Genomic DNA, 25,483 nt, shown 5'->3' with positions numbered 1-25,483 from the left:
TCTATCCCGAGGACCCAGCCCGATGGCCGCCCAATACGCTTTTGTCATGAAGGACATGACCAAGACCTTCCCCGGCGCTTCCAAGCCGGTGCTCAGCAATATCAACCTGCAGTTCTATCAGGGCGCGAAGATCGGCATTGTCGGCCCCAATGGGGCCGGCAAGTCGACGCTAATGAAGATCATGGCCGGGATCGACACCGATTTCACCGGCGAAGCGTGGCCGGGCGAAAATATCACGGTCGGCTACCTGCCTCAGGAACCTACGCTCGACGAGAGCAAGACCGTCCTGGAAAACGTCAAGGACGGTGCCCGCGAAATCGCGGACAAAGTCGACCGTTTCAACGCCATCAGCGCCGAAATGGGTGATCCCCAGGAAGACACCGACTTCGACGCCCTGATGGAAGAGATGGGCACGCTGCAGGAGGAGATCGATGCGGTCGATGGCTGGACACTCGACAACCAGCTCGAGATCGCAATGGAAGCCCTGCGCTGCCCTCCCGGAGACTGGCCGGTCACCGACCTGTCCGGCGGCGAGAAGCGCCGCGTGGCGCTCACTCGCCTACTGATCCAGAAGCCCTCGATCCTGCTGCTCGACGAACCGACCAACCACCTCGACGCCGAAAGCGTGCAATGGCTGGAAAACCACCTCAAGGAATATGCCGGTGCGGTGTTGATGATAACCCACGATCGCTATTTCCTCGATAATGTGGTGGGCTGGATCCTCGAGCTCGATCGCGGCTCCTACTATCCGTACGAAGGCAATTATTCGACCTACCTCGAAAAGAAGGCCAAACGCCTCGAGCAGGAAAACCGTGAGGAAAGCGGACGGCAGAAGGCGCTATCGCGCGAACTCGAATGGATCCGTCAGACCCCTTCGGCGCGCCAGACCAAGTCGAAGGCGCGTATCCGCAAGTTCGAACAGCTCCAGGATGCCCAGGGCGATCGCAAGCCGGGCAAGGCGCAGATTGTCATCCAGGTCCCCGAACGCTTGGGCGGCAAGGTTATCGAGGCCAAGAACATTTCCAAGGCCTATGGCGACAAGCTGCTCTTCGAAAACCTGTCCTTCATGCTGCCGCCGGGTGGCATCGTGGGCGTGATCGGGCCGAACGGCGCAGGCAAGTCCACACTGTTCAAGATCCTCACCGGCAAGGAAGAACCCGACAGCGGCACGGTGGAAGTCGGCGACACCGTACGATTGGGCTATGTCGACCAGAGCCGCGACCACCTCGATCCGAAGAACAATGTCTGGGAAGAAATCTCGGACAGGCTCGATTACATGAAGGTCAACGGCCACGACGTCTCGACCCGCGCCTATGTCGGTGCGTTCAACTTCAAGGGGCCGGACCAGCAGAAGAATGTCGGCAAGCTCTCGGGCGGCGAACGCAACCGCGTGCACATGGCCAAGATGCTGAAGGAGGGGGGTAACGTCCTGCTGCTCGACGAGCCGACGAACGACCTCGATGTCGAAACGCTGGGCGCGCTGGAAGAGGCAATCGAGAATTTCGCAGGCTGCGCCGTGGTTATCTCGCACGACCGCTTCTTCCTCGACCGGCTCGCCACGCACATCCTCGCCTTCGAAGGCGATAGCCACGTGGAGTGGTTCGAGGGGAACTTCGAGGCTTATGAGGAAGACAAGCGGCGGCGTCTGGGCGATGCGGCGGACCGCCCCACCCGGCTGGCTTACAAAAAGCTCACGAGGTAATTCCCAATGAGGTGGAGCGCGGACAGCGAGGATTTGCGCCCACTCGCCATCATTCGTGCGCGGAGACACCCGTCGCCAATGGGTGGCCGGGTGGGTGCCTGCCCGCAGGCCGTCCCAGAAAGCCAGTTACCGCATGACAAACTCGCACGCTGGACCTAACTGCCGACCATGACGAAGCTGGCTTGGTTATATAGCGATGGGAAGCGGTGGCTGTCGGACACCTTCGGGGCATCAGAGGATCTGCTGCACATCCATGCCGGCCTGTTGATATTTGTCGTGGCAGCCCTGCTTTTCCGCCATCGCATGCGATCGAGAGTGCCCATTGCACTCGTCTATCTTTTCGCGGTCGGGAACGAGATCGTGGACATTTTCGGACCAAGCCCGAACGCCAGCCGACTGGAACCATGGCTGGATATCTTCAACACCGTCTTCTGGCCCACCATCCTGTTTGTCATTGCGCGCAGGCGCGCCCGCGCGGGCGACGTCAACCGGACAGCGTGATCGAACCGCCCGGCTGAGCGCCTGACATTGAGAGAGCCAGAACGCAGCGTTCAGCGCAGAAACAGGCCAGCGCGCCTATTGTGCGTCTATGAGATACTTCTTCGCCCTGATCGCATTGGCGCTGGCCCAGACCGGCATCGCGGCTCATGCCACCCCTCCCGCTATGGATTGGGAAATCGGTCCGATCATCCGTGGCCAGAACTATTCACTGAACATGCCGCTGGCCCCGATGCAGACAGAGGGCGGCTGGGCGTTCAATTTCCCGAATTCCACCAAGGCTGACGGGCACGTCCATTATGTGACCTTCGATCCCGGTTCACTGAGAAACGCGTCCCTGATCAGAGTTCGCTATCGCGTCGATGCGCGGCAGGGAACGCGGTTCGTGCCGCAGGAGGATTCTCACAGGCCCGGCACGGTCTCGCTGTTCTTTCAGCGCCGTGGTGACAATTGGAGCGCGAGGGGCCGTTACGCCCTCTATCGCTGGTATGCCCCCGCTCATACAGTGCACGAAATCGCGCCAGGCATTCACGAGATGACAGTGAGGCTGGATGACCCCGCATGGGGGTCGGTAGTGGGCGGGATAAAAGCGGGAGATCGGCCACGTGCGTTTGAAAGATCGCTGGCCAACGCAAACCGCGTGGGGCTGGTTTTCGGATCCACTGCAGCGCGTGGGCATGGCGTCTATGCGACGGCACCCGCCAGCTTCGAATTGCTCGATTTCGAAATTCGGTAGCGGCTCCTTGTCGCCGAGGCGGCGCATATCACCCACTTCGAAACAAGGCCGTAAATGCCTTGATCGCAAGACCACGGTCCGAAGATGTCCAAGCCTGAGCCGGCATGCGGGCGTCCTAGCCCTCCTCGCCCTCTATCCGGTCCTTGGCCGTGTCTTCCTCGAACTCCTCCATCACTTCGCCCGCTTCCTCTTCGTCCTCCGCGTCGGGGGCTTTCGCCTTCTCGTTGCGACCCAAAGCGGCGTCTGGGTCGAGGCACAGGCGGGCGATCACCGGACGATGATCGGAGCCGACGCTTTCGCCCACGCGCATGTCGGCCAGAAGGAATTCCTCTGTCGCGAATAAATGGTCGAGCGGCCAGCCCAACCACACCATGCCCGACGGGAAGGTCGCATAGGTCCCGCGCCCGATCCGCGGGTCGAGAAAACCGCCAATATCCTTGAACAGACGCGTCGTGTCCGACCAAGCGACATCGTTGAAATCGCCGATCGCCAGCACCGGCATGGCCAGGTCCTGCGATTGCTTGGCTGCCATGATGATTTCTGCATCACGCTCTTCGGTATCCTGCTTGGGCATGGGCGGGCGGGGATGAAGCGCAATCATCCGAAAGCGATGACCACCGACCGCCAGCGTGGCCAGAACCGACGGCGTATCTTTCTGTGCCAGGTCCTGGATCGAGGCATTGTCCATCGGCAGTCTCGAAGCAAACATGATGCCATAGGTATTGTCCAGCGGGCGATCGATCCTGCCGGGATAATTCGCGAGCGTCGGTGCCATTGCATCGGCCCACGCCTGATCGGTTTCCATCAGCAGGACGATATCGGGATCGAGGCCGCGGATGAGATCGGCCGTGCGCGCATATTGACGATTATCCTGCAAGACGTTGAGCGTGAGGGCGGTGAAACAGGCTGTGGCGTTGGTTTCATCGGGAGCCACGCGCGATACTTCTGTCGTGGCCAGCGGCGTATAGGGAAATACTCTGTAGAACTGCCACACCGCAAAACCGGCGAGAGCCAGTGGGAGCCACGGCCGCCAGGCATGGTCCAATTTCCACAATGCGGCCGCGATAAGAACCATTGCGACCAGAATCTGCAACCGCGGGAAATCCCAAATGCGTATCCACCACTGATTGAGATCGGTCGTGCTGAGCACCGATCCGAAAACGAGTAGCGCGGCAGTGACCCTGAGAAGCCAGCGTACGGGCGTAAGCCATTCTCTACCGGACTTGCTATCCATTCGCCTTCTCTCCCAACCCCTTGTTTTCGATCAATACCCTATAGGGCCAATCCGGCAACTAGCCACCGAAAGTCCGGAGTGAGATTGCGCCAATTGACTAGCGCGGTACGAATTGCGAGACTCGCTGCAAGGCGCTCGGTGCGCGAGCGCGTTTCTTGTCGGCGCATTACCGCCGCGAACACGAAATCCGAAAAAGGACATTCATGACCACACCCAACAACGGTGACACCGTAACCATCGACTACGTGCTCAAGCGGGGCGACGGCGAGGAGGTAGGCAGTACCGCGCAGGCCGGTCCGCAGGCCATCGAGCTGGGCGGAGGCAACACTTTCCCGCAGATCGAAGAAGCGCTCACCAGCATGCAGGTGGGCGAGGAACAATCGGTTGCCATACCCTGCGACAAGGCTTTCGGCCCACGGCGCGAAGATCTCGTGCAGGACATTCCCCGTTCGCAACTGCCCCCCGGCCCCGATCCGCAGCCCGGCATGGCGCTGCAGGCACAGGGTCCGGATGGCAACCCGATGATGCTGCATATCGTCGAGGTCGGCGAGGATTCGATCAAGGTCGATGCAAATCATCCGCTCGCTGGCGAGGATCTCACTTTCGATCTAACTCTGCGCGCCATCGACACCGCATCCTGACATGATGGCGGCGGGCGGTGAGCAACCCGCCCGCCGCCCCGATCGCTTTCGGCAGGGCTTAGCGCTGGATCGACACGTGGCGTTTCGCCTGCTCCAGAACGCGCTCGTGCAATAACCGCATCGGCGCTCCGTCCTTGCCGCCAGCGATTACTCCCTCGACCGACAGGCCGATATCGGCAAGATCGCCGATAAAGATGACCAGCACTTCCGAGCGCGCATCATCGGACACAACCTTGTGGAACTGCGCGCTGAAGGTTTCCACGGGAAAACGGTATCCCGCACGCTCGACCATCTGGATCACCCGTTCCGCTTCCGATCCTTTCGGCGGCTTGTCATAGGCGGCTCCAAATCGCGCACGATAATAGAGGTCCATCGCGCCCAGCGTCACCAGCGGCCAGCCCGTATCGGCAAAGTCGTAGCGCGCATTGGGAACGGTCGGCAGATAGCTTTCGAATTGGATCCACCAGGCGCGCTTTACGACACCGGCTGCATCGGGCTCTACGAACAGGTGAATTTCCGCATCCGCGACCTCTTTCAGATCGAAACGCGTCGAGCCGATATAGCGCGCCGCCTTCGGCATGACGAAACGCGCTGCGGGCATGGTTTTCGATACCACCGCCGAACCATCCACCGTACGCACGGGAGGCTTCGTACCTATGTGGAAGGGCTCGGGTCCGCCGCTCGCACAGGCAGAGAGCATGGAGCCGGCGATAATGGCTGTCAGGACTTTCATGAACGTGCTCTAGCTAGCGGACGACAAAAATGCGGCAGGTGTTCTACAAGGATAGAACAGTGGACGACGAACGGCACAGTCACAAGGTGCCTCAGCATGTCTTCTTCGGGTTTTCGAAGCGCAAGGTGTGATGCCACGCAGCCCGGATACAGCTAGGCTCGAAGGACCTGGACTTGGCCCGTCAGGCCACCCCGACCTTTCCGTCTGTCTGTCCATCGGCATCGACCGCTACGGACCAGGTCGCGCCACGGCGAACCTTGGCGGATTACGGGGCGATCCATTCGCCGCCGATGGGCGTCAGAAGCGCGCGGCGATGCCCGGTATGAGCTAGGCTGAACCAGTCGATTTCCTCCACTTCGACCAGGAGAATCGCGAAATTTTCCCGCGCGCGTCGGATTTGTTCGTCGTCGGGTTCCACACCCTCGAGATGTTCCGGCAAACCCGATATCGGCTGGTCGGCGCTCGCGCCCGGCGCTTCGCCCAGATAGCAGCGACGTGCGAAATTCGTGCTGGCCGCCCAGGCAGCATCCACAGCCGCGCCCTCGCGTTCTATCCGCCCCGAACCGTGCAGCCGCAGTTGGACCTTTCCCGGTTGATCATAGGCGACCACGGTTAATCGCGCATCTGCCCCGATCGCGGCGACCTTGGGTGCGCGGGCATCGGTATGGAACCGCAAGGTCCATCGCGCGGGATCGAAGTCGCGCAGTACCATCACCCGCGCATCGGCATCGGCGGTAACCACCACCGGAGTATGCATGGGGACGCGGCGGTCCCGCGCAGCTTCGGTCAGTCGCGCGGCGATATCGGTGCGTACTTCTTCGAGTGTGTCGTACATGGACGCCTGCATGCACCGGGCATGTCATGGAGCCAAGCCCGCAATTTGTTCATTAATTCCTATTAAAAGATGAACAATGTGGCGGTGAACCGGTTCAGTTTGGGGTCAGGCCGTTCTGATACACTGTGCGACATCAAGAACGGCCGCTGGTGGTGGAGCGGCACCGACCCATAGAAGGACACGCTCCATGCATCTGACCCAGCTCTTAAAAGGCAGCGCGTTGAGCGCCCTCGCCGTGGCGATGGCGATCACTGCCCTGCCCACCGAAGCCGAAGCGCAATCGCGCGAGCGGCAGGAACGCATCGAGCGAGACCGGGGCGAGCGCGCCGCGGCCCGTCAGGAACGCCGTGCACAGCGGGCCGAGCGCCAGCAACGCACCGAACGCCGTGCGCAAGGGGAGCGCCGCCGCGACCGGCTGAAGGCGACCGAATCGACCGGAAACAACCGCGTCGACATCGCCCAAGCGCGCCGCGAACGTCGCGAGAATGTGCGCGAGCGGCGTGTCGACAGGCGTCAGGACCGCCGTGAAACCCAGCGCCGCAACCGGACCTACCGCGCCGAGCGCAACCGTACCTATGTCGATCCCAATCGTGCAGAGCGGCGCGCAGAGCGTATTGCCGAGCGTCGGCGGGACGCGCGCCGCGAGGCCCGACAAGATCGCCGTGCCGAACGTCGACAGGATGCACGCCGCGAGGCTCGTCAGGACCATCGTGTCGACCGTCGACAGGATGCGCGCCGCGAGGCCCGACAAGATCGCCGTGCCGAACGTCGACAGGATGCACGTCGCGAGGCTCGTCAGGACCGCCGTGTGGAACGTCGCCAGGACGCACGTCGCGAGGCTCGTCAGGACCCCCGTGCCGAACGTCGGCAGGACGGGCGCCGCGAGGCCCGGGAAGACCGGCGTATCCGCCGCGATGCCTATCGTGACGGCCGCAGGGCCGAACGTCGCCGGGATCGCTGGGAAGACCGCCGCATCCGCCGCGACGCGTATCGCGATGGCTACCGCGAGGCGCGCCGGGATCATCGCCGGGCACGCTATTACGATGGCCGCCGGTGGCGCGATTACGACCGGTGGGACCATCGCCGCTGGCGCGACAATCGTCGTTATGACTGGTACCGCCACCGTTACCACAATCGCGATATCTTCCGCCTCGGTCGCTATTACGCGCCTTACCGGGACTATCGCTATCGCCGCCTGAACATCGGTGTGCAGATTGGCAATCTGTTCTTCGGTAGCCGTTACTGGATCAACGACCCCTGGCGCTATCGCCTGCCGAATGTGTACGGTCCCTATCGCTGGGTTCGGTATTACGACGACGTGCTGCTGGTCGATGTCTACAATGGCGAAGTGGTCGACGTGATTTACGACTTCTTCTGGTAGGTTTTACAGCCCACCGGTATTCGAGAGTGGTCCGGTTGGCCCTTGGAAACCCCCGTCGCGCGATCGGCGGGGGTTTCTTACGTCAGCGTCACTCCGGTACCTTGCCGAAAGGCAGCATCCGGAAAATGCCACCGTTCTTGTCGAAGAACGTATGCTTGAGCGCACCGAGAACATGCAGGCCGATCAGATAGAGGAAGATCGTGCCGCCCAGCGCATGCATATCGAAGATCGATCCGCCAAGATCCTTGTTGGCCCCCACTGGAAGCGGCGGGATCGTGAACAATCCGAAGAAATCGATATCCCGGCCCGTCATCGAATTGGCCAGCCAGCCGCCCAGTGGCAGGCCGATCAAGAGGACATAGAAGATGATATGTACCGTGCGCGCGAGCACGGCTTCCCATTTGGCAAGATCGTTCGGCAGCGGTGGAACGGGGTGCGTCCAGCGCCAGGCGAGACGGCCGAGAGTCAGAACGAGGATGAGTATGCCGAGCGCCTTGTGATTCGCGAATATTTCCGCCTTGGCTGGCATTTCGGCTTGCTCGGCCGCTTCGGCGATCCGCCAGTTCACGATCACCGCGATGGCGATCGCCCAGTGAAATAGCATGGCCCCAGTCGAATAGCGGCGCGCGGCTGTCTGGTTCATAGGTCCCTCTCCGATATGGTGCAGCCAATCTAGCGGACTGATATCGTGCGGCAAGCCGCCATACTTGATGCAGCGCGCGCGATTGCTAACACAGTGCCACCATGACCAAGACAGCTTCCGTACCCGATCAGGATGCACTGAAGCGCGCTGGCGCGCTTGTCCGCAAACGGCTCGATTCCGATCCGCAGGCTTACAGGATTCCCTCCGACAAGGCGGAGATCTACGCTATCGGCAACTTCCTGTCCGGGGAAGAATGCGCTCGGCTGATGCAAATGATCGACGCCGTCGCACGGCCGAGCGAGCTACATGAAACCGCTTATGTCGCCAAATTCCGCACGTCCTATTCGGGCAATTTCGACCCGCACGATCCCTTCGTGAGGGCGATTTCCCGCCGAATCGACGACAGGCTGGGCCTGCCGGGCAAAGTCGGCGAGAACATACAGGGCCAGCGCTACCTGCCTGGGCAGGAATTCAAACCGCATAATGACTGGTTTTATACCGATCAGGAATATTGGAAGCTGGAACGCAAGCGCGGTGGCCAGCGCTGCTGGACCGCCATGGCCTTTCTCAACGAAGTCGAGGAAGGCGGGCACACCCACTTCGTCGAGGTAGGTGCGTCGATCGAGCCCAAGCCGGGCGTGCTGATGGTATGGAACAATGCCACGCCCGAAGGCCTGCCCAACGAAAACACACTGCATGCCGGCACGCCGGTCATCAAGGGGCAGAAATACGTGCTGACCAAATGGTACCGCACGCGAAAACATAGCTGAGCCTTATCGCCAGGGCGATAGTCGCCATCTCGCTGCGCGCGAGAGAGGCAAGGCCCTGCGTCTTCGCTATTTCACGCCTTGGCCAATGCCTCGGCAATCAGCTTGCGGCTGTTCTCGATCCCGTAAAGCGCGATGAAGCTGCCCATCCTCGGTCCCTGATCGCTCCCGAGCAACGTCTGATAGAGCGCCTTGAACCAGTCGCGCAGGCTCTCGAAACCGTATTCCTCACGTTTGCCGATCTCATAAACCTCGGTCTGCAAATCCTGGGCACCGGTATCTGGCGCAGCATCCGCCAAATACGCGTCGAGCGCACGCAGGGCTTCGGCTTCGTTCGCCGCCGGTGCGCGCTTGTTCAGTGTCGGGACGATATAGTCGCGGGTATAGGCGATCGCCGTGCCGATCAGCGCCTCCAGTTCGGGCGTGATCTTGCCAGCCCCGATATAGCTTTCGAGATAATCGCGCAGCGCCTCCCCGTTCGCTTCCGCGCCCAAGACGCTGGCGAGGTTGAGCAGGAGGCCATAGGTTACCGGCAGGCTGTCGCCCGCACCCGGCGCTTCGCTACCCTCGAACCCGCCATTGGTGCGCGCCAGATGCCACACCGGATTGCCAAGCTGTTTGTCGAGAGGCTGTTCGGCCAGCCGCTCGCGGAACTGCCAGTAATCGTCGACCGCACGCGGAATCACGCCGACATGGAGTTGCTTGGCGCTCTTGGGATTGGGAAAGATGTAGAATCCCAGGCTCTCCTCCGAGCCATAGGTAAGCCATTCCTCGATCGAGAGACCGTTACCCTTCGACTTGGAGATCTTCTCGCCATTCTGGTCGAGGAACATCTCGTAAATCAGCCCTTCCGGCTTGCGGCCGCCGAGCACCTTGACGATCCTGCCCGACTGCACCCCGCTGTCCGTCAGATCCTTGCCGTACATTTCGTAATCGACGCCCAGCGCATACCAGCGCATGGCCCAGTCGACCTTCCACTGCAGCTTCGACATGCCGCCGAGCGCCGATTGTTCGACCACCGACCCGTCCTCGTCGGTGAAGCGGATCAGGCCCGCTTCGGGATCGACCACCTCGACCGGCACTTGCAGCACGCGGCCCGTCGAGGGCGAAATCGGCAGGACGGGCGAATAGGTCTGTCGGCGTTCTTCGCGCAGCGTGGGCAACATGATGTCCAGAATGTCCTGGTTCTTGCGCAGGACCTGGCGAAGCGCATCGTCGAAGCGGCCGGAATTATACATGTCGTTCGAGGCGATGAATTCGTACTCGAACCCGAAGCGGTCGAGAAATTCGCGCAGCTTGGCGTTGTTGTGCGCGGCGAAGCTTTCATGCCCCTTTTCGAATGGGTCGGGCACACGGCTTAACGGCAGGTGCAGATTGGCCTCGAGCAATTCTTGATTGGGCACATTGTCCGGAACCTTGCGCAGCCCGTCCATGTCGTCGGAAAAAGCGACGAGCCGGGTCTTGCCGTCTTCGGGCTTCGCGCCGATCATGGCCTCGAACGCGCGCCTTACGAGCGTTGTGCGCAGCACTTCCTGGAAGGTGCCGATATGCGGCAGGCCCGACGGGCCATAGCCGGTTTCGAACAGCACAGGCGAACCATCCGGCTTCGTGCCGTCGGGATAACGTTTGAGCAGGCGCTGTGCTTCCTGGAACGGCCAGGCCTTGGACACACGTGCGGCGGCGATCAGATCGGTCATGCTCATGCCTCGGCCTCTCGCGAAAATGCAGCACCGACGCAAGCAGCAAGTTGCCCTGCGCAGATATGTCCGATTCCGTGGAATCTTCTTCAAGCCACTTGGCGCGCCTTGGGCGATTGCAACCTTTGTATGCGCCACCATGGACTGAGTCGGATTCGAAAAGCTTTGCCGAAACAGAAACAATCTCCGTGCGGCAGCTAATGTCGCAAACAACCAAACTAGGAGGTTACAATTATGGCAAACTTTCCAAGCTTCAACCAAGAAAAGGTCGAACAGGCACTTGATGCCGCGCGTCGTCATAACGAAACGGTAGGCATCGAAGCCTCCGATGGCAGCCCGAATATTCTAGGAGGCGGCGAGTATGCCGCACTGGCCGAATGTATCAGCGTAACGGTGAAGGACCATAAGGTCTGCCTGGACCTGCCGCTGGGCATCGGATCGGTGTGCATCCCGATCCCGATTTCGGTTCCCGAAGGCACCGCTGCGCAGGCCTGCCTGAGCATCTGCACAACCTGGGGCTTCCCGACCGGCGTGAAAGTGACCATTTCGGTCGCCGGTGTGACGATCATCTCCAAGACCTTCGGCAAATGCTGAACGCGCTCCGGAACGCGATATTCCGGTAGACAGGGGCGGGGTCGGCGAATGCCGACCTCGCTCGTTTGCATAACTCCCTAGGGAAGCTCGACGGTATCCTTGATCGTACTGTAGACTAGGCTGGTATTGATCGTCGCTATTCCGGGTGTCGTGTGCAGCGTGTTGCGCATGAAATCTTCATAGGCATCGAGCCCGGCAACCACGATCTGCAACATATAGTCCGAGCTGCCTGTCAGCAGGTGGCAGGTCAGGATCTGGGGCGTCTCCCGCACACGCCGCTCGAAACCTTCGACCACTTCGCGATCATGCCGATCCAGTGTGACCTGCACGAAAGCTGTAATCGGATAGCCGGCCGCCTCACGGTCGACGATTGCGACATAGCGGTCGATCACTCCCGCTTTTTCCAGATTGCGAACGCGCCTGAGGCACGGCGACGGCGAGAGGTTTACCCGCTCGGCCAGTTCAGCATTGGTTAGCCGACCATCGCGCTGCAACTCGCGCAGAATATGGCGGTCTTTCGTATCCATCCACCCCTCCGATTAGCATAATATGCCAAAGAAGCCTTTTTCATTGGCGCAATTTGCAGACATATTCCATCCATTTGGCTGTATATTGATCCCCAAGACGTATTGAAAGGTCAGTATCATGAGCCGCACGCCCTTATCCGGGTTTTCCAGCCGCGCTATCCATCACGGGTACGACCCGACCGAGAACCATGGCGCGCTCACTCCGCCGATGCACATGGCCTCCACCTTCGCCTTCGACAGCGCGGAACAGGGCGGTGCGATCTTTGCAGGCGAACAGCCGGGCTATTTCTACAGCCGGATATCCAACCCGACGCTCGACTTGCTCGAACAGCGCATCGCCACGCTCGAAGGGGCCGATGCTGGTGTCGCCACCGCCAGCGGTATGGGCGCGATCACTGCGGTTATGTGGACGTTGCTGAGTGCAGGCGACGAGATCGTTACCGACAAGACGCTCTATGGCTGCACCTTCGCCTTCTTCCGTCACGGCCTTACCAAATTCGGAGTGAAGGTTACCCATGTCGATCTGACCGATCCGTCAGCGCTAGAAGCGGCGATGAACGACATGGTGAAACTGGTCTATTTCGAAACCCCGGCCAACCCCAATATGCGGCTGGTCGATATCGCCGCGATCAGCGAAGTGGCCCATGCCCGTGGCGCCCAGGTGGTGGTCGACAACACCTATGCCACTCCCGCCATCACCCGTCCGGTCGAACTGGGCGCGGATGTGGTTGTCCACTCCGCAACCAAATATCTCGGCGGCCATGGCGACCTCGTCGGCGGACTCGTGGTCGGAAGCGCCGAAACAATGCAGCGCGTGAGGCTCGAAGGCCTCAAGGACATGACCGGTGCGGTGATGAGCCCCTTCACCGCCACGCTCATCATGCGCGGATTGAAGACGCTGGCGCTGCGGATGGAGCGGCACAGCAAAACCGCGCTGGAAGTGGCGCGGTGGCTCGAAGCGCAACCGCAGGTTGCCGCCGTCCACTATCCCGGCCTCGAAAGCTTCGGCCATCACGCCCTGGCCCGGCGCCAAATGGCGCTGCCTGGCGGGATGATCGCCTTCGACCTCGCCGGTGGCTACGATCAGGGCATCCGTTTCATGAACCGGCTGAACATGATCGTCCGCGCGGTCTCGCTCGGCGATGCCGAAACGCTGGTCCAGCACCCTGCGAGCATGACCCATTCGACCTACACGGCGGAGGAACGCACCGCGCACGGTATCGGCGAAGGCCTGCTGCGCCTCTCGATCGGGCTTGAGGATGCCGAGGACATCTTTGCCGATCTCGAACAGGCGCTCACAGCGTCCGATCTCTCCATCGCTGCGTGACACGGCAATAGGGGCGCCTTCCTTGTGGGAGGGCGCCCCTACCGCTGCGACACCATTCGAGGGGTCGGGAGGGGTTTAGGCTGCCGCAGGACGCCAGCCGCGCAGTTCCGGCCAGACATTGGTGTACTGGCTCAGATCGATGCCCGGCTTGCGATTGGTGAAACGGGTTCCGATCGACTGGAGGATCAGGCGGGCACGTTTGGCACGCGCCTTGTACGAGCGGAATGGATTGGCCCGGTCGGGACGCGCTTCGATCAGGCTCCGCAGAAGACGGCCGCGTTCGCGGCGGCTTTCAGGAAGCTGTACGGGAAGCGGCACGGCAACATCGCTGGTCGGCTGAGTGGGGGCCGGATCAACCGGAAGTTCGCGATGGGGCGCTTCGTCAAGGGCGGTCACCACCGGCTCGCGGTCGATAGTCATCGGTGCGGCCACTACCGGGCGCTCAATTGTCGGCACATCCGTGGTACGGCGACGGCGGCGCATCAGAAGGAAGGCAACCAAACCGATCCCGCCGATGCCCAGCAGGGCGAATAGGAGCGCAGCGGAACTTTCATCTCGGATGGGCTCAGGGATCGGCGCAAGCTCGCTTTCCGCAACAATCGGTGTTTCCATTGTATTGTCAGTCACCGGCATGGCCGAAGCGGCTACTCCTTCATTTTCCGACACGGAAATGACAGCAGCCGGTTCTGCAGCGGGCGTCGACTCTCGGGCGTACGTCTCCCGGGCATTCGTGGCCGGGCGGACGGGCGCAGGGTCCGCGCTCACCGGCTCGACCGGCTCAGCTTGCTCGATCTGCACCGGCTGGGTTTCGGGGAGTACCGGTTCGGCTGCAACGGGCTCGACGGGGAGTACGGGCGCGGTTGTCGTCGGCGTGGTCGCAGACGCAGCCGCGGGCGGTTGTGATGCGATGGCCACGGGGGCCGGTGCCGGAGACGAAGCCTGCGGCAGTGTCTCCAGAGCCAGAATGGGCGCGTCCTGAGCACTCGCAGGAGGGGCCTCCTGAGCATGCGCAGGAAAGGTATGAAGCGCGGCCATTGCAGCAATCGCTATGGGGGCGCTGGCGATCAGATGACGGGTCTTGGTCATGCCCAGAAAACGAACACGATTTCGCCACAGTTCCAATGAACGGTTGTTCAGGAAGGTCTAAAAATCTGATTTTTCGCGATTTTTCCAATTCAATTCGCGACTAACCGCCAAGTGCTTGCGATGAAGCGAACGTGCCTCGGCATAGTCTCGCCGCCCTCTGTTTACTTTTCGTTCCGGCGCTTTCATTGTCGATATGTGACTCAGCCGGTGCCCCTCCCTGCCTTGCACGCAAGCCATGCCGGGACCTGGCTGCGCGACCCGAACGGGCCGACACGCGGTTGCTCCAAGGGTGAGGCGGTTATGGCGGCTGCCGATACGCCTCAATTGCTGATGAATGCTCCGCTGGTGGCAAGCAGGTTGGGTTATCCCGACCTGTCTGGCCTCGACCTGCTGGAACTCTTCGCGTTCGTCCATCCGGCGAGCTTTTGCGTGCCCACGCCCAAGGGGCTTGCCCATGCGCTGGGCCTCGACGAACCGGCCGACGATGCTGCCGTGCCCCTGCTGCTTCAGCAGGCCGCGGGCGTATTGGTGGCAACCTGCGAGAGCGAGGACTGGGAGCAGCGCGAAGGAGCATGGTCGAGCTTGCAATCGCTCGCGCGGCTGCGCTGGCCCTGGGCGAATGTGCTCGCTCCGCATGTGAGGAAACCGCAACGCGCCGAAAAGTGGCTCTTCTCGCGGCTGCCCGAGTGGGAGGAGGCCCCCGAACGAGCCCAACCGGCGCAGGTTCTGATCGAAGAGCCCGAAATCGAGGCGCACCTTGAACGGCTTACCGGAGAAGGTGCCGAGAGGCGCGAGGGGCAAAGGCTGTTCGCGCGCGACGCGGGCAGCGTATTCGGCCCGCGCGACAGGCAGAAACGCCCCCACCTCCTGCTGGCGCAGGCAGGCACCGGCATCGGCAAGACGCTGGGCTATCTCGCACCCGCCTCGCTGTGGGCGGAACGGTCGGGCGGGACAGTCTGGGTTTCGACCTATACCAAGAATCTCCAGCGCCAGTTGCGGCAGGAAAGCAGGCGCGCCTGGCCTAATATCCGCGCGGATGGTTCACCGCCAGTGGTCGTGCGCAAGGGCCGGGAAAACTACCTTTGCCTGCTCAATCTGGAAGACGCGCTGCAGGGCGGCTTTACCGGTCGCCCCGCCATTCTCGCGCATCTGGTCGCGCGCTGGGCAGCCTATTCGCAGGATGGCGATATGATCGGCGGCGATCTGCCGGGCTGGCTCGGCACGCTGTTCCGCAAACGGGGGATCGCGGCGCTGACCGACCAGCGCGGCGAATGCGTCTATGCCGGCTGCCCGCATTACCGGAAGTGCTTTATCGAGCGCAGTGCGCGTAATGCCGCCCAGGCCGATCTGGTAATCGCCAACCATGCGCTGGTGATGATCAATGCAGCTCGCGGGCGCGATGTGAACGGACGCCCGACGCGGATCGTCTTCGACGAAGGTCATCACGTGTTCGACGCTGCCGACAGCACGTTCTCCGCCGCGCTGACCGGGCAGGAGGCAATCGAGCTGAGGCGCTGGATCATCGGGCCGGAAAAGAACAGCCGCGGTCGGCGCCGGGGCCTGTCCGCCCGTCTCGCAGATGTCGCCAGCTATGACGATGCGGGCGGCGAAGCGGTGGAAGACGCAGTCGAGGCCGCGCATGCCCTGCCCTCCGATGGCTGGCTCGGACGTCTGGCGGAAGGCTCGCCTATCGGGCCGCTGGAAGAACTCCTCGCCGTCGTGCGCGCGACCACCTTCGCGCGCGACGAAAAGGGGCTTGAGGCGGGCTATGGCATCGAAACCGAAACCGCCCAGCTTCCGGGCGAACTGGTCGAGACGGCAGGCACGGCGGCGCAGGCCCTCGCCTCCATCCGTGCGCCACTCCTCAAACTCGCGGGTCGGCTCGAGGCGGTCCTGGAAGACGCGCCCGACTGGCTCGATGGCCAGGGCCGTGCGCGGATCGAGGGGGCGCGCCATTCGCTGGCCTGGAGGATCGACCTGATTGCCGCATGGGAGGCGCTGCTTTCGCGCCTGGGCGGCCCGGCCGATCCCGAATTCGTCGATTGGTTGCAGGTCGATCGCAACGATGCGCGCGAATTCGATGTCGGGCTCCACCGCCACTGGCTCGATCCGATGAAGCCCTTCGCAAAAGTGGTGCTCGAATCGGCACATGGCGTGATGCTGACCAGCGCCACGCTGACCGATCGGGACGAGAGCGGCCCCGATTGGGCTCACGCCATCGCCAAAAGCGGCGCGCCGCATCTAGAATTGCAACCCAAGACCGCGCAGGCGGACAGCCCGTTCGATTATGCCAGCCGCGCCGAGGTGCTGATCGTCACCGACATCAGGCGCGGCGATATTCCCGCGCTCGCGGGTGCCTATGCACGGCTGATCGAGGCTTCCAATGGCGGCGTGCTTGGCCTGTTTACGGCGATCCGGCGGATGCGCGCGGTCTATGGCCGGATTGCCGACCGGCTCGCGCGGGCGGGGTTGCCGCTCTATGCCCAGCATGTCGATCCGATCGATACCGGCACGCTGACGGATATCTTCCGCGACGATCCGCACGCCAGCCTGCTCGGCACCGACGCGCTGCGCGACGGGGTCGACGTGCCCGGCAAAAGCTTGCGCTGCGTGGTCATGGAAAGCGTACCCTGGCCACGCCCCACCATCCTCCATCGCGCGCGCCGCGCCGCTGCCGCCGAGGAAGCAGGAGGTGCCCAGCGCTATGACGACCGGATCATTCGCGCCCGCCTCGCGCAGGCCTTCGGGCGGCTGATCCGCACGCGCGAGGATTCGGGCCATTTCGTCATGCTCTCGCCCGCCTTCCCCAGCCGGTTGCTTTCCGCCTTTCCCGAGGGCACGCCCGTCACGCGGTTGACACTCGAAGAGGCTTTACAGCGCGTTGCCAAGGGTGTTGTTAGCCCCGAGCAGATGGCAGCGGAGACCCAGCCCCAGTGATGACGCGCGCATGAAGATCCTCGGCCTGCTGCGACACGCGAAGTCCGATTGGGGGCAAAGCGACAAGCGCGATTTCGATCGCGGGCTCAACGATCGCGGGCGCCAAGGGGCGCAGGTGATCGGCGAGCATATCCGCGCGCATGGCGTAGGCTGGGACAGGCTGGTCGCCAGCCCCGCCGAACGTGTGAAGCAAACACTGGCTGCGGCGCTTCCCGCATTCGTACCGCAATGGGACGAACGGCTCTATCTCGCGGGGACCGACACGATCATGGACGTAATCCGCGAAAAGGGCGGCGATGGCGATGCGCTGCTGGTTTCGGGCCACAATCCGGGCCTCGGCGACATGCTGTTCGAACTGGTCGCGCCCAAAAACGAGAACGCGCTCTACGACGAGGCCAAGGTAAAATTCCCCACCGCCGCCTTTGCCGTGTTCGAACTCGACATCGAGGAATGGAGCGACCTGCGCGACGGCTGCGGCGTGCTGGTGCATTTCGCCCGGCCCCGCGACCTCGATCCGGAGCTTGGGCCGGAATATTGAGGGGACCAGCCCGGTTCCGGGCGGGGTGCTAGTCAGGTTCGGACAGCTACAAAGTGGTTTCGCGAAGACGCGCTTTCGGCTCTTCGACCGAATGGAGTGGTCATTCGGCCGATGGCGAGACGGGGCCCAGCCCTAAACATGGCAGCTATTGATTGTCGGCGTGGTGCAAACCGCTGATAAGGCGACAAAGCTACTGAATGCCGAGGATAAGAAAGGCGAGAAACACAAATCCGATGGCGATCAGGGAGTTTGACAACCAGCGCCAGCGCCCCATTCCCTGCCACATACCGGAAAAACTTCGTCCCAATCGCACCTGATCGCCGCGCTCGCGCGCTATGCGCAGTGAATAGATTGCCGCTCCCGACAGCGAGAGCCCCGTCATGGCCAGGCCGAAAAGGAACCAGGGTACCTTGGTCCAGTAACCGCCGAAATAGCCGAAATGGAGCGGGTCGGCCATCTCGCCGATCCGCTGGTGGAGGTTCAACTCACGCCCGTCGGTCGTAAGCAACACCTCAGCGGTGCGGGCGTCGACATAAACCGCGTTCGAGCGCGGACGGACCAGCACCGCCTCGAATTCGCCATTCATCTGCAGCACACCCTCTTCGCCCGGCAGTTGGACGTTTTCAACCTGCAGGCCCGGATAGGCAGCCAGCGCCGCATCGATCGCCGCCGCGAGACTCCCCTCCTCGCTCCGTCCCGTTTCGACCGGCGCCTCGCGCTCCACGCGCGGATGCGGCGGCGCATTGCCGCCTAGGCTCTCGACGAAATACCAGATGCTCGTCAGCGTGATCAGCGCTACGAACCACAGTGACCAGACGCCCGCCAGGCGATGGAAATCCCCCCACCAGGTGCGCGCATCGCGGTTGCGTAGCGGCTTAGTGAAACCCCGCCACCACTTCTTGTAGACCACGAAGGACGTGACCAGCGTCACCAGCAGCAAAAACGCGAGCGAGGAGACGATCGGAACGCCGTATTTGACCGGCAGGTTCAAATGCCGGTGCATGTTGCGCAGCACGCGCTGCGCGCCCACCCATGGCCCGGTTCCCTGAATCTTGCCCGTGGTGGGATGGGCGTGAAGAAAGAACAGGTTGCCCGCCTCGTCCTCGACCGTCACCTTGGAAGCGAAGGCCGATGCGGTCGGCGCGCCGATATAATTCACCTTCGCCACGCCGGGATAACCTCGTGCATTCTCGGCTATCTCGGCCCAGGCGATCGGCCCTTCGACAGTCGACGGAGCAACGCGCAGGCTCGGCTGGACCAACCAGTCGATCTCGGCGCTAAGCACCGCCAGAGTCCCTGTGAACAAGATGAAGGTCATGAATAGGCTGAGCTTCAACCCGACCCATTGATGCACTTTCCACCACGTCCGCGCGGCTTTGGGCGCGGGTTTCGCGCGGACCGACGTTCCGCTCTCGATGCCCCGCGCCATCTCCATCAGAAGGCATATCCAATCTCGAGGAAGGCCGATCGCGGCGCGCCGGGGAAATGTCCCGTCCGCTCGATGAAGCCCGAGGCAGCATAAGTCTTGTCGAACAAATTATCGACGCGGATGAGTGCGCGATACGGTCCGGTTTCGTAAATCAGCGAAGCGTCGAACACCATATAGGGATTGACCGGCTGGCCACTGATGCTCACCCGTTCGGAAACGTAGTCGCCACCCAGAGCCGCGGCGAGGCCGAGACCGGGAAACTGATAGCGTGTCCAGAACCCCAGTTGATGTTCGGGCGCATTGGGAAAGCGGTCGCCAACATTTAGCGGGAAGCCGCCCCCACCATTGTCTTGCGTGATGCGCGTATCATTGTAGCTGTAAGCGAGCGTCAGCACCCAGTCTGGCGTGATGTCGGCCGCCAGATCGAACTCGATCCCCTTGCTGGTGATCTCGCCAGCCGCCAGCAGATCGTCTACCCCGTCATTGCCCACATCGCCGCGCGGGTCGGCCTGGAGGATATTGGTACGCCGGATGCGGTAGGCGGACAGTGTCGACTGGATGCGCCCGTCCATCAGCGCGGTCTTTATGCCGCCCTCCACGATATCACCGCGTGTGGGATCGAACGGGCCGCCGGCGAGCGGATTTTGCGCGCTTGCGCTCTGCGGCTCGAAGCTCGTCGCATATTGGCCGAAAACCGAGATCTCGTCGGTCACGCGATAGACGGCGCCGGCGCGATAGGTGGTCTCGTCTTCGACCAGCCCGTCGGCATCAGCCTCATCGTAGCGAATGCCTCCGGTCAGGATCAGCCGACCGACGGTCAGTTCGTTGAGGAGGTAGAAGCCGGTCTGACTACTGTCGCCGCGGCTGATCCGGAAAGCGCCTTGAATGTAGGTCGCGCGGTCGGACTGGCCGTATTGCGGATCGAACAGGCTCAGCGGGTTGGGCAGACCCGGAATGTCGGTGGTCCCGCCGCGCAGCGAGCGGCCCTGAAAATAGGTCTCGGCGATGTAGTGGTCGGCCCCTAACAGCATGCGGTTGCGCACGGTGTCGCTCAGATCGGTTGCCCAAATCGCGTTCGCGCCGAATGACCAAGTCTCCTGTTCGCGCCGTTGGTCGCGGAACTCGCGGATCGTGGCGTCGATCGTGCCATCGCCGTCCGAATCGAACAGCCCGCGTGGCTCGTGATAGTTTTGCACTTCGGTCGCGCTGTTATAGCGCGCCGTGGCGTCTACGGTTAGTCCATCGAAGGGCTCCGCCTCCAGACGCATTTGGAGAACGTCGGATTCGAGGTTGAGGAAATCCGTTGGCTCGTTGTGGTTCCAGCGTCGGCTAGTCAGAAACTCACCATCGTCGCCTACCGGGACGCCACGCAGCCGGTTGGCGTCGAGCTCTTGATCATAACGCGTCGCTTGTATGTCCACTCGCACCGGGCCCGGATCAAAGGACACGCCCGCATCGGCAATCATGGTGCGCGAAGCGGCATTGAAGCGGAAGGTGCCACGATCTTCGTAGAAGAACCCGCCGCGCGCCGCGAAACCATTGCCCAGCGGCATATTGACCTCAGCCGACCCGCCGAAACGGTCCTCGGTCCCGGCGATCACCTTGACCATGCCGTCAAATTCATCGTCCTGGGCTTTCTTGGTGACATAGTTGAACAACCCACCGGGCGCGCCGGGGCCGTAGAGCATGCCGCTAGGACCCTTTAGAAACTCGACTCGCTGGACGTTGAACAGCTGCGGCACGGAAAATCCAGCATAGGGATCGCCGCGGAGCCCGTCGTAGAAAATCTCCTCCTGCCGGAACCCGCGCGCCGTCACGCCTGCATAGCTGAAGAAGCTCACGCCCGAGATATTGCGATAGAGATCCTGCGCATCGCGCGCGCCTTGGTCCTCGATCAGCTGTTCGGTGATGGTGGTGATTACCAAGCTTGATTCGAGCGGGGGTGTCTCCAGTTTGCCTGAACTGGTTTCCTCCACGCGATAGAGCTTTTGAGCGCGGCCGCTGACAATGATCGTATGCTCGGGATCGACCTCGTCGCTCTGCTCCGCTTTGGAGGCGTCGGCGGACGGCGCGACGTCCTGTGCATGAGCCGGCGCAAACGTCAAGGCGGTGCTCGCGGCAGCGAGCAAGAGATAGGTCCTCATGATTTTCTTCCTGCGAATCGTTCGCAGGAGAATTAGGAGGTCGACGATCAACGGTCAATGAGAACGATTCGCAATAGCATCTCGGATTGCCGGCGTGGTGGCGATCAGGGACTCGGCGTTCTGGAAAAGCAATTCCAGCGGTGACCGCCAAGAAAAGACTAAGTCGAAGTCAAGTTTCGGTTTGCCAGTCTGAATGACTGGACCAGAGGCGCGATTTTCATGGCATCCAGCTCTTGAGAATAGCCGCTTTTACCGATCGGTCAGATGCACCACCAAGTCCGATTTCGGGGCATGAGCTGACCGTTGGCAATCAGCGCAGCACCCTCGGCCCCGGCCCGCCCTCGGCGGCGATATCGTCGGGGTTGTAGAGCTTGCAGGTCTTCAGGCTCAGACAGCCGCAGCCGATGCAGCCGTCGAGATTGTCGCGCAGGGCCTGCAATTGCGCGATCCGGCGGTCGAGGCTTTCGCGGATCGCCTCGCTGATCTTCCACCAGTCGAAGCTCGACGGCGTGCGCCCCTGCGGCAGGCTGCGCAAATGGTCGCCGATTTCTTCGAGCGAAAGGCCGAGTTTTTGCACGATCAGGATGAAACTCAGCCGCCGGATATCGCTGCGCAGGAAGCGGCGCTGGTTGCCCGCGGTGCGGTGCGCCTGGATCAGCCCCTTATCCTCGTAGAAGCGGATCGCCGAGGCCGAGAGGCCGGTGCGGCGCGCGAGGTCGCCGATGCTGAGAAGGTCGTTCGAGTTCATCGATTTCACTGATAGGACTTTTGAAACTTGACCTCAAGTGAAGTTGAGGTTGCAAAGGTATGTGCATCGCAAATGCGGGCGATTGGCCGGTTCTCGGCCCCCGCCCCAGAAAAGGAGATGCACGATGGTTACAGGACGCCTCGAACACGCCAATATATCGGTGACCGATCCCGATCGCAGCGCCGCGCTGTTCAAGGACTTACTCGGCTGGAGAGAACGCTGGCGCGGCCAGTCGCAGCTAGGCGGGAGGACGATCCACGTCGGCGAAGCTCACGACTACATCGCTCTCTACACAGGCGAGCATGTGAAGGGCGATTATCGCAAGGGTCAGCCGCTTAACCACGTCGCCTTCACCGTCGACGATCTCGACGCGGCGGAGATGGTCGTCACGGCGCATGGCCTCGAACCCTTCGGTCATGACGATTACGAGCCTGGCCGCCGGTTCTATTTCCTGGACTGGGACGGGATCGAATTCGAGGTGGTCAGCTATGAATGAGCCGATCCTGCGCCAGTCTCTGTTCGCGCCGCGCGAGCCTCGCCTGCGGACCCGTGAAAGCCGGACATCGCCGCCAGCGGGACCTCTTCGAAACGCCCCAGCCAGCGGCGGGCCATCTTCGCCAGCGGCACCGGGTTGAGATAGTGCCGCTTGCAACGCCCGTCGCGCTCGGAGGCGACCAGTTCGGCCGCCTCGAGCACGGCGAGGTGCTTGGCCACCGCCTGGCGTGTCATCGGCAGATCTTCGGATAGGTCGGACAAGGTCAGCCCGCCCTCCTCGCTCAGCCGGTCGAGCAGCAGTCGGCGGGTGGGATCGGACAGGGCGACGAAAGTGTCGGTCATGGCGGCAAGGTTAAGAAACCCCTGCCGAGTCGCTCAAGTTTCGGGTGCCCGGCTGCGCCTACTTGTCCACTGTAGGGCGCTAGCGCGGGAGCGTGCCGGTCTGCCGCAGTGCCTCCGCCAATGCGATCGCCGCGCTGGTCGCGACATTGAGAGAACGCACTTCCGACCGCATCGGCAAGCGCACTGTCGCGTCGCTCGCCTCGACCACATGGTCGGGCACGCCCGCGCTTTCCTTGCCGAACAGCAACACGTCGTCGGGAGAATAGGTATAGTCGTAAGCCGACTGGCTTGCCTTGGTGGTGAACAGAACCAAGCGCCCCTCGCCCAGAGTCCCGTAGAAAGCCTCGAAGCCTGCATGACGCACCACTTCGACGTGATCGATGTAATCCATCGCCGCGCGGCGCACGCGGCGGTCATCCCACACGAACCCCATTGGTTCGATTAGATCGAGGCGCGCGCCCAAACACGCACAAAGCCGCATCACTGCACCGACATTGCCGGCAATTTCGGGTTCGAACATCGCGATGCGCATCGGGTCAGGCGTTCCCCACCACGAAGCAAGCGGCGGCGACCAGCGCGCCGGTCCAGCGATTGGCCCGGAAACGGTCGAGCGGATTGCCCGGATCCCCGCCATCGAGCGTTGCCACCTGCCAAGCCAGGTGCCCCGCGGCGGGAAGCAGTGCCAGCAGCGCGACCCAGTCGGCACGATACAGCCAGAAAGCCAGCGCCCACAGCGCGACCGCTCCGCCATAAAACACCGCCACGCCGCCCTGCACGCGCCCGCCGAGCCGCAGAGCGCTCGACCGGATGCCCACCAGCGCGTCGTCCTCGCGGTCCTGCATCGCGTAAATCGTGTCGTAGCCGATTACCCAGAGCGCGGAGCCCGCATACATCGCCAGGAGCGCGTCCCAATTGTCCGCCCGCAATTCGGTCCAGCCGACCAGCAGCCCCCAGGTAAACACCAGGCCGAGCCAGGCCTGCGGCCACCAGGTAATGCGCTTCATAAAGGGATAGGCAGCGACCAGCACCACACTGGCTAGCGCCACACCCTGCGCGAGCGGACGCAGTTGTAACAGCACCAGCAGGCCCACGGCGCACAAGGCTGCCAGCCAGCCCCATGCCAGCTTCTTCGAGATTCGGCCGCTGGCCACAGGCCGCGCGGCGGTGCGCGCCACCTTCCGGTCGAGATCGGCGTCGACGATATCGTTATAGACGCAGCCCGCCCCGCGCATGGCAATGCTGCCCAGCAGCATCCAGCCCAGCAGTTCGAGCTGCCACCCTGCTCCTGTCAGCCACACACCCCAGGCGCAGGGCCAGAACAGCAGCCACCAGCCGATCGGGCGGTCGAACCGCGCCAGTTGCGCAAGATCGCGGGAAGCTGCGGCAGGCGCGCGACAAGGCCGCGATGCTCGCTGTCGGGAACGACATCGCCTGTGCCGGTCATGCCAGCCCGCATCCGGTTGACAAAGGCGACACGCTGTCACCCGCGAAATTTCCAAAATACATGTTATTATTCAACGATCTGAGTTCCGACTTCAGGGGTGACACACACGCGCACGGGGGGGCGGGTGCTGATGTCCGAGGCACGGCCATGCCTAAATTACGGGTGCCAGATAATGCGCGCGTAGGAAACCGTCGATCGAAAGGGTGACGCGCGCGCGCGCGAACGCTACCGCAGCTTCATGCCTGCCACCCCCGCCTGGCCCCCGAAGAGCGCCCCGCGCCTGTTTGTCGAACAGGAACTCTCTGCCACTGCCGCAGTGCAGGTCGAGGGCAATCAAGCCCATTACCTCGCGAAAGTAATGCGCGTTTCCCTGGGAGACGCGGTGATCCTGTGCGACGATATCACCGGCGAATGGGCCGCCGAAGTGGTCGAGGCAGGCAAGCGCCATGTCCTGCTCCAACCCAAGCAGCATCTGCGCCCGCGCGAACCGGTGCCCGATTTCTGGCTCTGCCCCGCCCTACTCAAGAAAGACCGCTTCGACCTCGTTCTTGAAAAGGCGACCGAGCTGGGCGTCGCGCGCATCGCGCCCGTCGTCACTCGGCGCTGCGTCGCCGACAAGCTCAATGCCGACAGGGCCGACACGATCGTCACCGAGGCGGCCGAGCAATGCGCGCGCACAGCGCTGCCCGAAATAGCCCCGGTGGCCAAGCTCGACGCGCTGCTGCGCGACTGGCCGCAGGAACGTCACCTGTTCTTCGCCGACGAAGAAGGCGGCGAACCCGCGGCCGATGCCTTCTGCTATGCCGAAGGCCCGGCAGCGCTTCTGGTCGGCCCCGAAGGCGGGTTCGACGATGCCGAACGCACCGCCATCCGTGCCCATCCCGCCTCGGTCGCCATCAGCCTCGGCCCGCGCATTCTGCGTGGCGAGACGGCAGCGATCGCCGGAACCGCGATATGGATGGCCGAGGCGGGCGACTGGCTCGACGAAGATTAATTTCCTTTCCT

At 62.5% G+C, this 25,483-nt stretch carries 24 protein-coding genes and 1 pseudogene; 12 read left to right on the top strand and 13 right to left on the bottom strand.

Annotated features, from left to right (window positions below; translation table 11 throughout):
* Positions 1–22: 22 nt before the first annotated feature.
* The 3 genes from ettA (at position 23) to DVR09_RS07400 (ending at position 2,936) form a co-directional block, all read left to right on the top strand.
* Positions 23–1,702, top strand: a complete 1,680-nt coding sequence (ettA, locus tag DVR09_RS07410) for an energy-dependent translational throttle protein EttA (RefSeq protein WP_115416371.1) — start codon at positions 23–25, stop codon at positions 1,700–1,702.
* Between the two features lie 168 nt (positions 1,703–1,870).
* Complete coding sequence (locus DVR09_RS07405; RefSeq protein ID WP_115416370.1) at positions 1,871–2,203, top strand: hypothetical protein; 333 nt, start codon at positions 1,871–1,873, stop codon at positions 2,201–2,203.
* An 88-nt stretch (positions 2,204–2,291) separates the two neighbouring features.
* Positions 2,292–2,936: a hypothetical protein gene (locus tag DVR09_RS07400; RefSeq protein ID WP_115416369.1), complete on the top strand. Its 645-nt coding sequence runs from the start codon at positions 2,292–2,294 to the stop codon at positions 2,934–2,936.
* A gap of 115 nt (positions 2,937–3,051) precedes the next feature.
* On the opposite strand, the gene DVR09_RS07395 is transcribed toward DVR09_RS07400, so the two are convergent.
* Positions 3,052–4,170, bottom strand: coding sequence for an endonuclease/exonuclease/phosphatase family protein (locus DVR09_RS07395; RefSeq protein ID WP_115416368.1), 1,119 nt, complete (start codon positions 4,168–4,170; stop codon positions 3,052–3,054).
* A gap of 203 nt (positions 4,171–4,373) precedes the next feature.
* Between DVR09_RS07395 and DVR09_RS07390 the strand changes: the two genes are divergently transcribed.
* Positions 4,374–4,811 (top strand): FKBP-type peptidyl-prolyl cis-trans isomerase, encoded by a 438-nt coding sequence (locus DVR09_RS07390; protein ID WP_115416367.1) that lies wholly within the window; start codon positions 4,374–4,376, stop codon positions 4,809–4,811.
* 58 nt (positions 4,812–4,869) lie between these two features.
* Here DVR09_RS07390 and DVR09_RS07385 read toward each other — a convergent pair whose 3' ends face one another.
* Both DVR09_RS07385 and DVR09_RS07380 read right to left on the bottom strand, forming a co-directional pair.
* Complete coding sequence (locus tag DVR09_RS07385) at positions 4,870–5,544, bottom strand: hypothetical protein (protein WP_162814877.1); 675 nt, start codon at positions 5,542–5,544, stop codon at positions 4,870–4,872.
* Positions 5,545–5,809: 265 nt separating this feature from the next.
* A complete protein-coding gene (locus DVR09_RS07380; RefSeq protein WP_234041359.1) occupies positions 5,810–6,379 on the bottom strand; it encodes a PNPOx family protein in 570 nt (189 codons plus the stop codon).
* A gap of 220 nt (positions 6,380–6,599) precedes the next feature.
* Here DVR09_RS07380 and DVR09_RS07375 point away from each other — a divergent pair, with 220 nt between their 5' ends.
* Positions 6,600–7,760, top strand: coding sequence for an RcnB family protein (locus DVR09_RS07375; protein ID WP_234041358.1), 1,161 nt, complete (start codon positions 6,600–6,602; stop codon positions 7,758–7,760).
* 88 nt (positions 7,761–7,848) lie between these two features.
* On the opposite strand, the gene DVR09_RS07370 is transcribed toward DVR09_RS07375, so the two are convergent.
* The gene (locus tag DVR09_RS07370; protein WP_115416364.1) at positions 7,849–8,403 is read right to left on the bottom strand and encodes a cytochrome b; all 555 of its coding nucleotides are present in this window, start codon (positions 8,401–8,403) and stop codon (positions 7,849–7,851) included.
* A gap of 101 nt (positions 8,404–8,504) precedes the next feature.
* On the opposite strand from DVR09_RS07370, the gene DVR09_RS07365 reads away from it, so the two are divergent.
* Positions 8,505–9,173 (top strand): prolyl hydroxylase family protein, encoded by a 669-nt coding sequence (locus tag DVR09_RS07365; RefSeq protein WP_115416363.1) that lies wholly within the window; start codon positions 8,505–8,507, stop codon positions 9,171–9,173.
* A gap of 71 nt (positions 9,174–9,244) precedes the next feature.
* Here DVR09_RS07365 and DVR09_RS07360 read toward each other — a convergent pair whose 3' ends face one another.
* Positions 9,245–10,873 carry a lysine--tRNA ligase gene (locus DVR09_RS07360; RefSeq protein WP_115416362.1) on the bottom strand — a complete coding sequence of 543 codons (1,629 nt, stop codon included), beginning with the start codon at positions 10,871–10,873 and terminating at the stop codon, positions 9,245–9,247.
* A 228-nt stretch (positions 10,874–11,101) separates the two neighbouring features.
* Between DVR09_RS07360 and DVR09_RS07355 the strand changes: the two genes are divergently transcribed.
* Positions 11,102–11,461 carry a hypothetical protein gene (locus tag DVR09_RS07355; RefSeq protein WP_115416361.1) on the top strand — a complete coding sequence of 120 codons (360 nt, stop codon included), beginning with the start codon at positions 11,102–11,104 and terminating at the stop codon, positions 11,459–11,461.
* Between the two features lie 77 nt (positions 11,462–11,538).
* Here DVR09_RS07355 and DVR09_RS07350 read toward each other — a convergent pair whose 3' ends face one another.
* Complete coding sequence (locus DVR09_RS07350) at positions 11,539–11,988, bottom strand: Lrp/AsnC family transcriptional regulator (protein WP_115416360.1); 450 nt, start codon at positions 11,986–11,988, stop codon at positions 11,539–11,541.
* A 118-nt stretch (positions 11,989–12,106) separates the two neighbouring features.
* Between DVR09_RS07350 and DVR09_RS07345 the strand changes: the two genes are divergently transcribed.
* Positions 12,107–13,315, top strand: coding sequence for a methionine gamma-lyase (locus tag DVR09_RS07345; protein WP_115416359.1), 1,209 nt, complete (start codon positions 12,107–12,109; stop codon positions 13,313–13,315).
* A gap of 75 nt (positions 13,316–13,390) precedes the next feature.
* Here DVR09_RS07345 and DVR09_RS07340 read toward each other — a convergent pair whose 3' ends face one another.
* A complete protein-coding gene (locus DVR09_RS07340; protein WP_115416358.1) occupies positions 13,391–14,401 on the bottom strand; it encodes a hypothetical protein in 1,011 nt (336 codons plus the stop codon).
* Between the two features lie 195 nt (positions 14,402–14,596).
* On the opposite strand from DVR09_RS07340, the gene DVR09_RS07335 reads away from it, so the two are divergent.
* Both DVR09_RS07335 and DVR09_RS07330 read left to right on the top strand, forming a co-directional pair.
* Positions 14,597–17,338, top strand: a complete 2,742-nt coding sequence (locus tag DVR09_RS07335) for an ATP-dependent DNA helicase (protein ID WP_115416357.1) — start codon at positions 14,597–14,599, stop codon at positions 17,336–17,338.
* A 10-nt stretch (positions 17,339–17,348) separates the two neighbouring features.
* Entirely contained in the window at positions 17,349–17,876 is a 528-nt protein-coding gene (locus DVR09_RS07330) for a SixA phosphatase family protein (RefSeq protein WP_115416356.1), read from the top strand.
* A 190-nt stretch (positions 17,877–18,066) separates the two neighbouring features.
* Here the strand turns inward: DVR09_RS07330 and DVR09_RS07325 are convergent, their stop codons facing one another.
* The 3 genes from DVR09_RS07325 to soxR form a co-directional block, all read right to left on the bottom strand.
* Positions 18,067–19,311 (bottom strand): PepSY-associated TM helix domain-containing protein, encoded by a 1,245-nt coding sequence (locus DVR09_RS07325; RefSeq protein WP_115416355.1) that lies wholly within the window; start codon positions 19,309–19,311, stop codon positions 18,067–18,069.
* Positions 19,311–21,449, bottom strand: a complete 2,139-nt coding sequence (locus DVR09_RS07320) for a TonB-dependent siderophore receptor (RefSeq protein ID WP_115416354.1) — start codon at positions 21,447–21,449, stop codon at positions 19,311–19,313. Before DVR09_RS07320 ends, DVR09_RS07325 begins: the two co-directional genes overlap by 1 nt.
* A gap of 310 nt (positions 21,450–21,759) precedes the next feature.
* Positions 21,760–22,197 (bottom strand): redox-sensitive transcriptional activator SoxR, encoded by a 438-nt coding sequence (gene soxR / locus DVR09_RS07315; protein WP_115416353.1) that lies wholly within the window; start codon positions 22,195–22,197, stop codon positions 21,760–21,762.
* 124 nt (positions 22,198–22,321) lie between these two features.
* Here soxR and DVR09_RS07310 point away from each other — a divergent pair, with 124 nt between their 5' ends.
* Positions 22,322–22,693, top strand: coding sequence for a VOC family protein (locus tag DVR09_RS07310; RefSeq protein WP_115416352.1), 372 nt, complete (start codon positions 22,322–22,324; stop codon positions 22,691–22,693).
* Here DVR09_RS07310 and DVR09_RS07305 read toward each other — a convergent pair.
* The 3 genes and pseudogenes from DVR09_RS07305 to ubiA all read right to left on the bottom strand — a co-directional run bounded on the left by DVR09_RS07305 (position 22,684) and on the right by ubiA (position 24,478).
* Positions 22,684–23,034, bottom strand: coding sequence for an ArsR/SmtB family transcription factor (locus DVR09_RS07305; RefSeq protein WP_115416351.1), 351 nt, complete (start codon positions 23,032–23,034; stop codon positions 22,684–22,686). The two genes, DVR09_RS07310 and DVR09_RS07305, sit on opposite strands and share 10 nt — an antisense overlap.
* 79 nt (positions 23,035–23,113) lie before the next feature.
* Entirely contained in the window at positions 23,114–23,566 is a 453-nt protein-coding gene (locus DVR09_RS07300) for a tRNA (cytidine(34)-2'-O)-methyltransferase (RefSeq protein ID WP_115416350.1), read from the bottom strand.
* 4 nt (positions 23,567–23,570) lie between these two features.
* Positions 23,571–24,478: pseudogene (gene ubiA / locus DVR09_RS07295) on the bottom strand (4-hydroxybenzoate octaprenyltransferase).
* Positions 24,479–24,716: 238 nt separating this feature from the next.
* On the opposite strand from ubiA, the gene DVR09_RS07290 reads away from it, so the two are divergent.
* Positions 24,717–25,472 carry a 16S rRNA (uracil(1498)-N(3))-methyltransferase gene (locus DVR09_RS07290; RefSeq protein ID WP_115416349.1) on the top strand — a complete coding sequence of 252 codons (756 nt, stop codon included), beginning with the start codon at positions 24,717–24,719 and terminating at the stop codon, positions 25,470–25,472.
* Positions 25,473–25,483: the final 11 nt, after the last annotated feature.

This window comes from Erythrobacter aureus, from assembly GCF_003355455.1.
Lineage (GTDB): Bacteria > Pseudomonadota > Alphaproteobacteria > Sphingomonadales > Sphingomonadaceae > Qipengyuania > Qipengyuania aurea.
The sequence above is the reverse complement of the archived record's forward strand: the minus strand, read 5'-3'. Positions and strand labels throughout refer to the sequence as shown.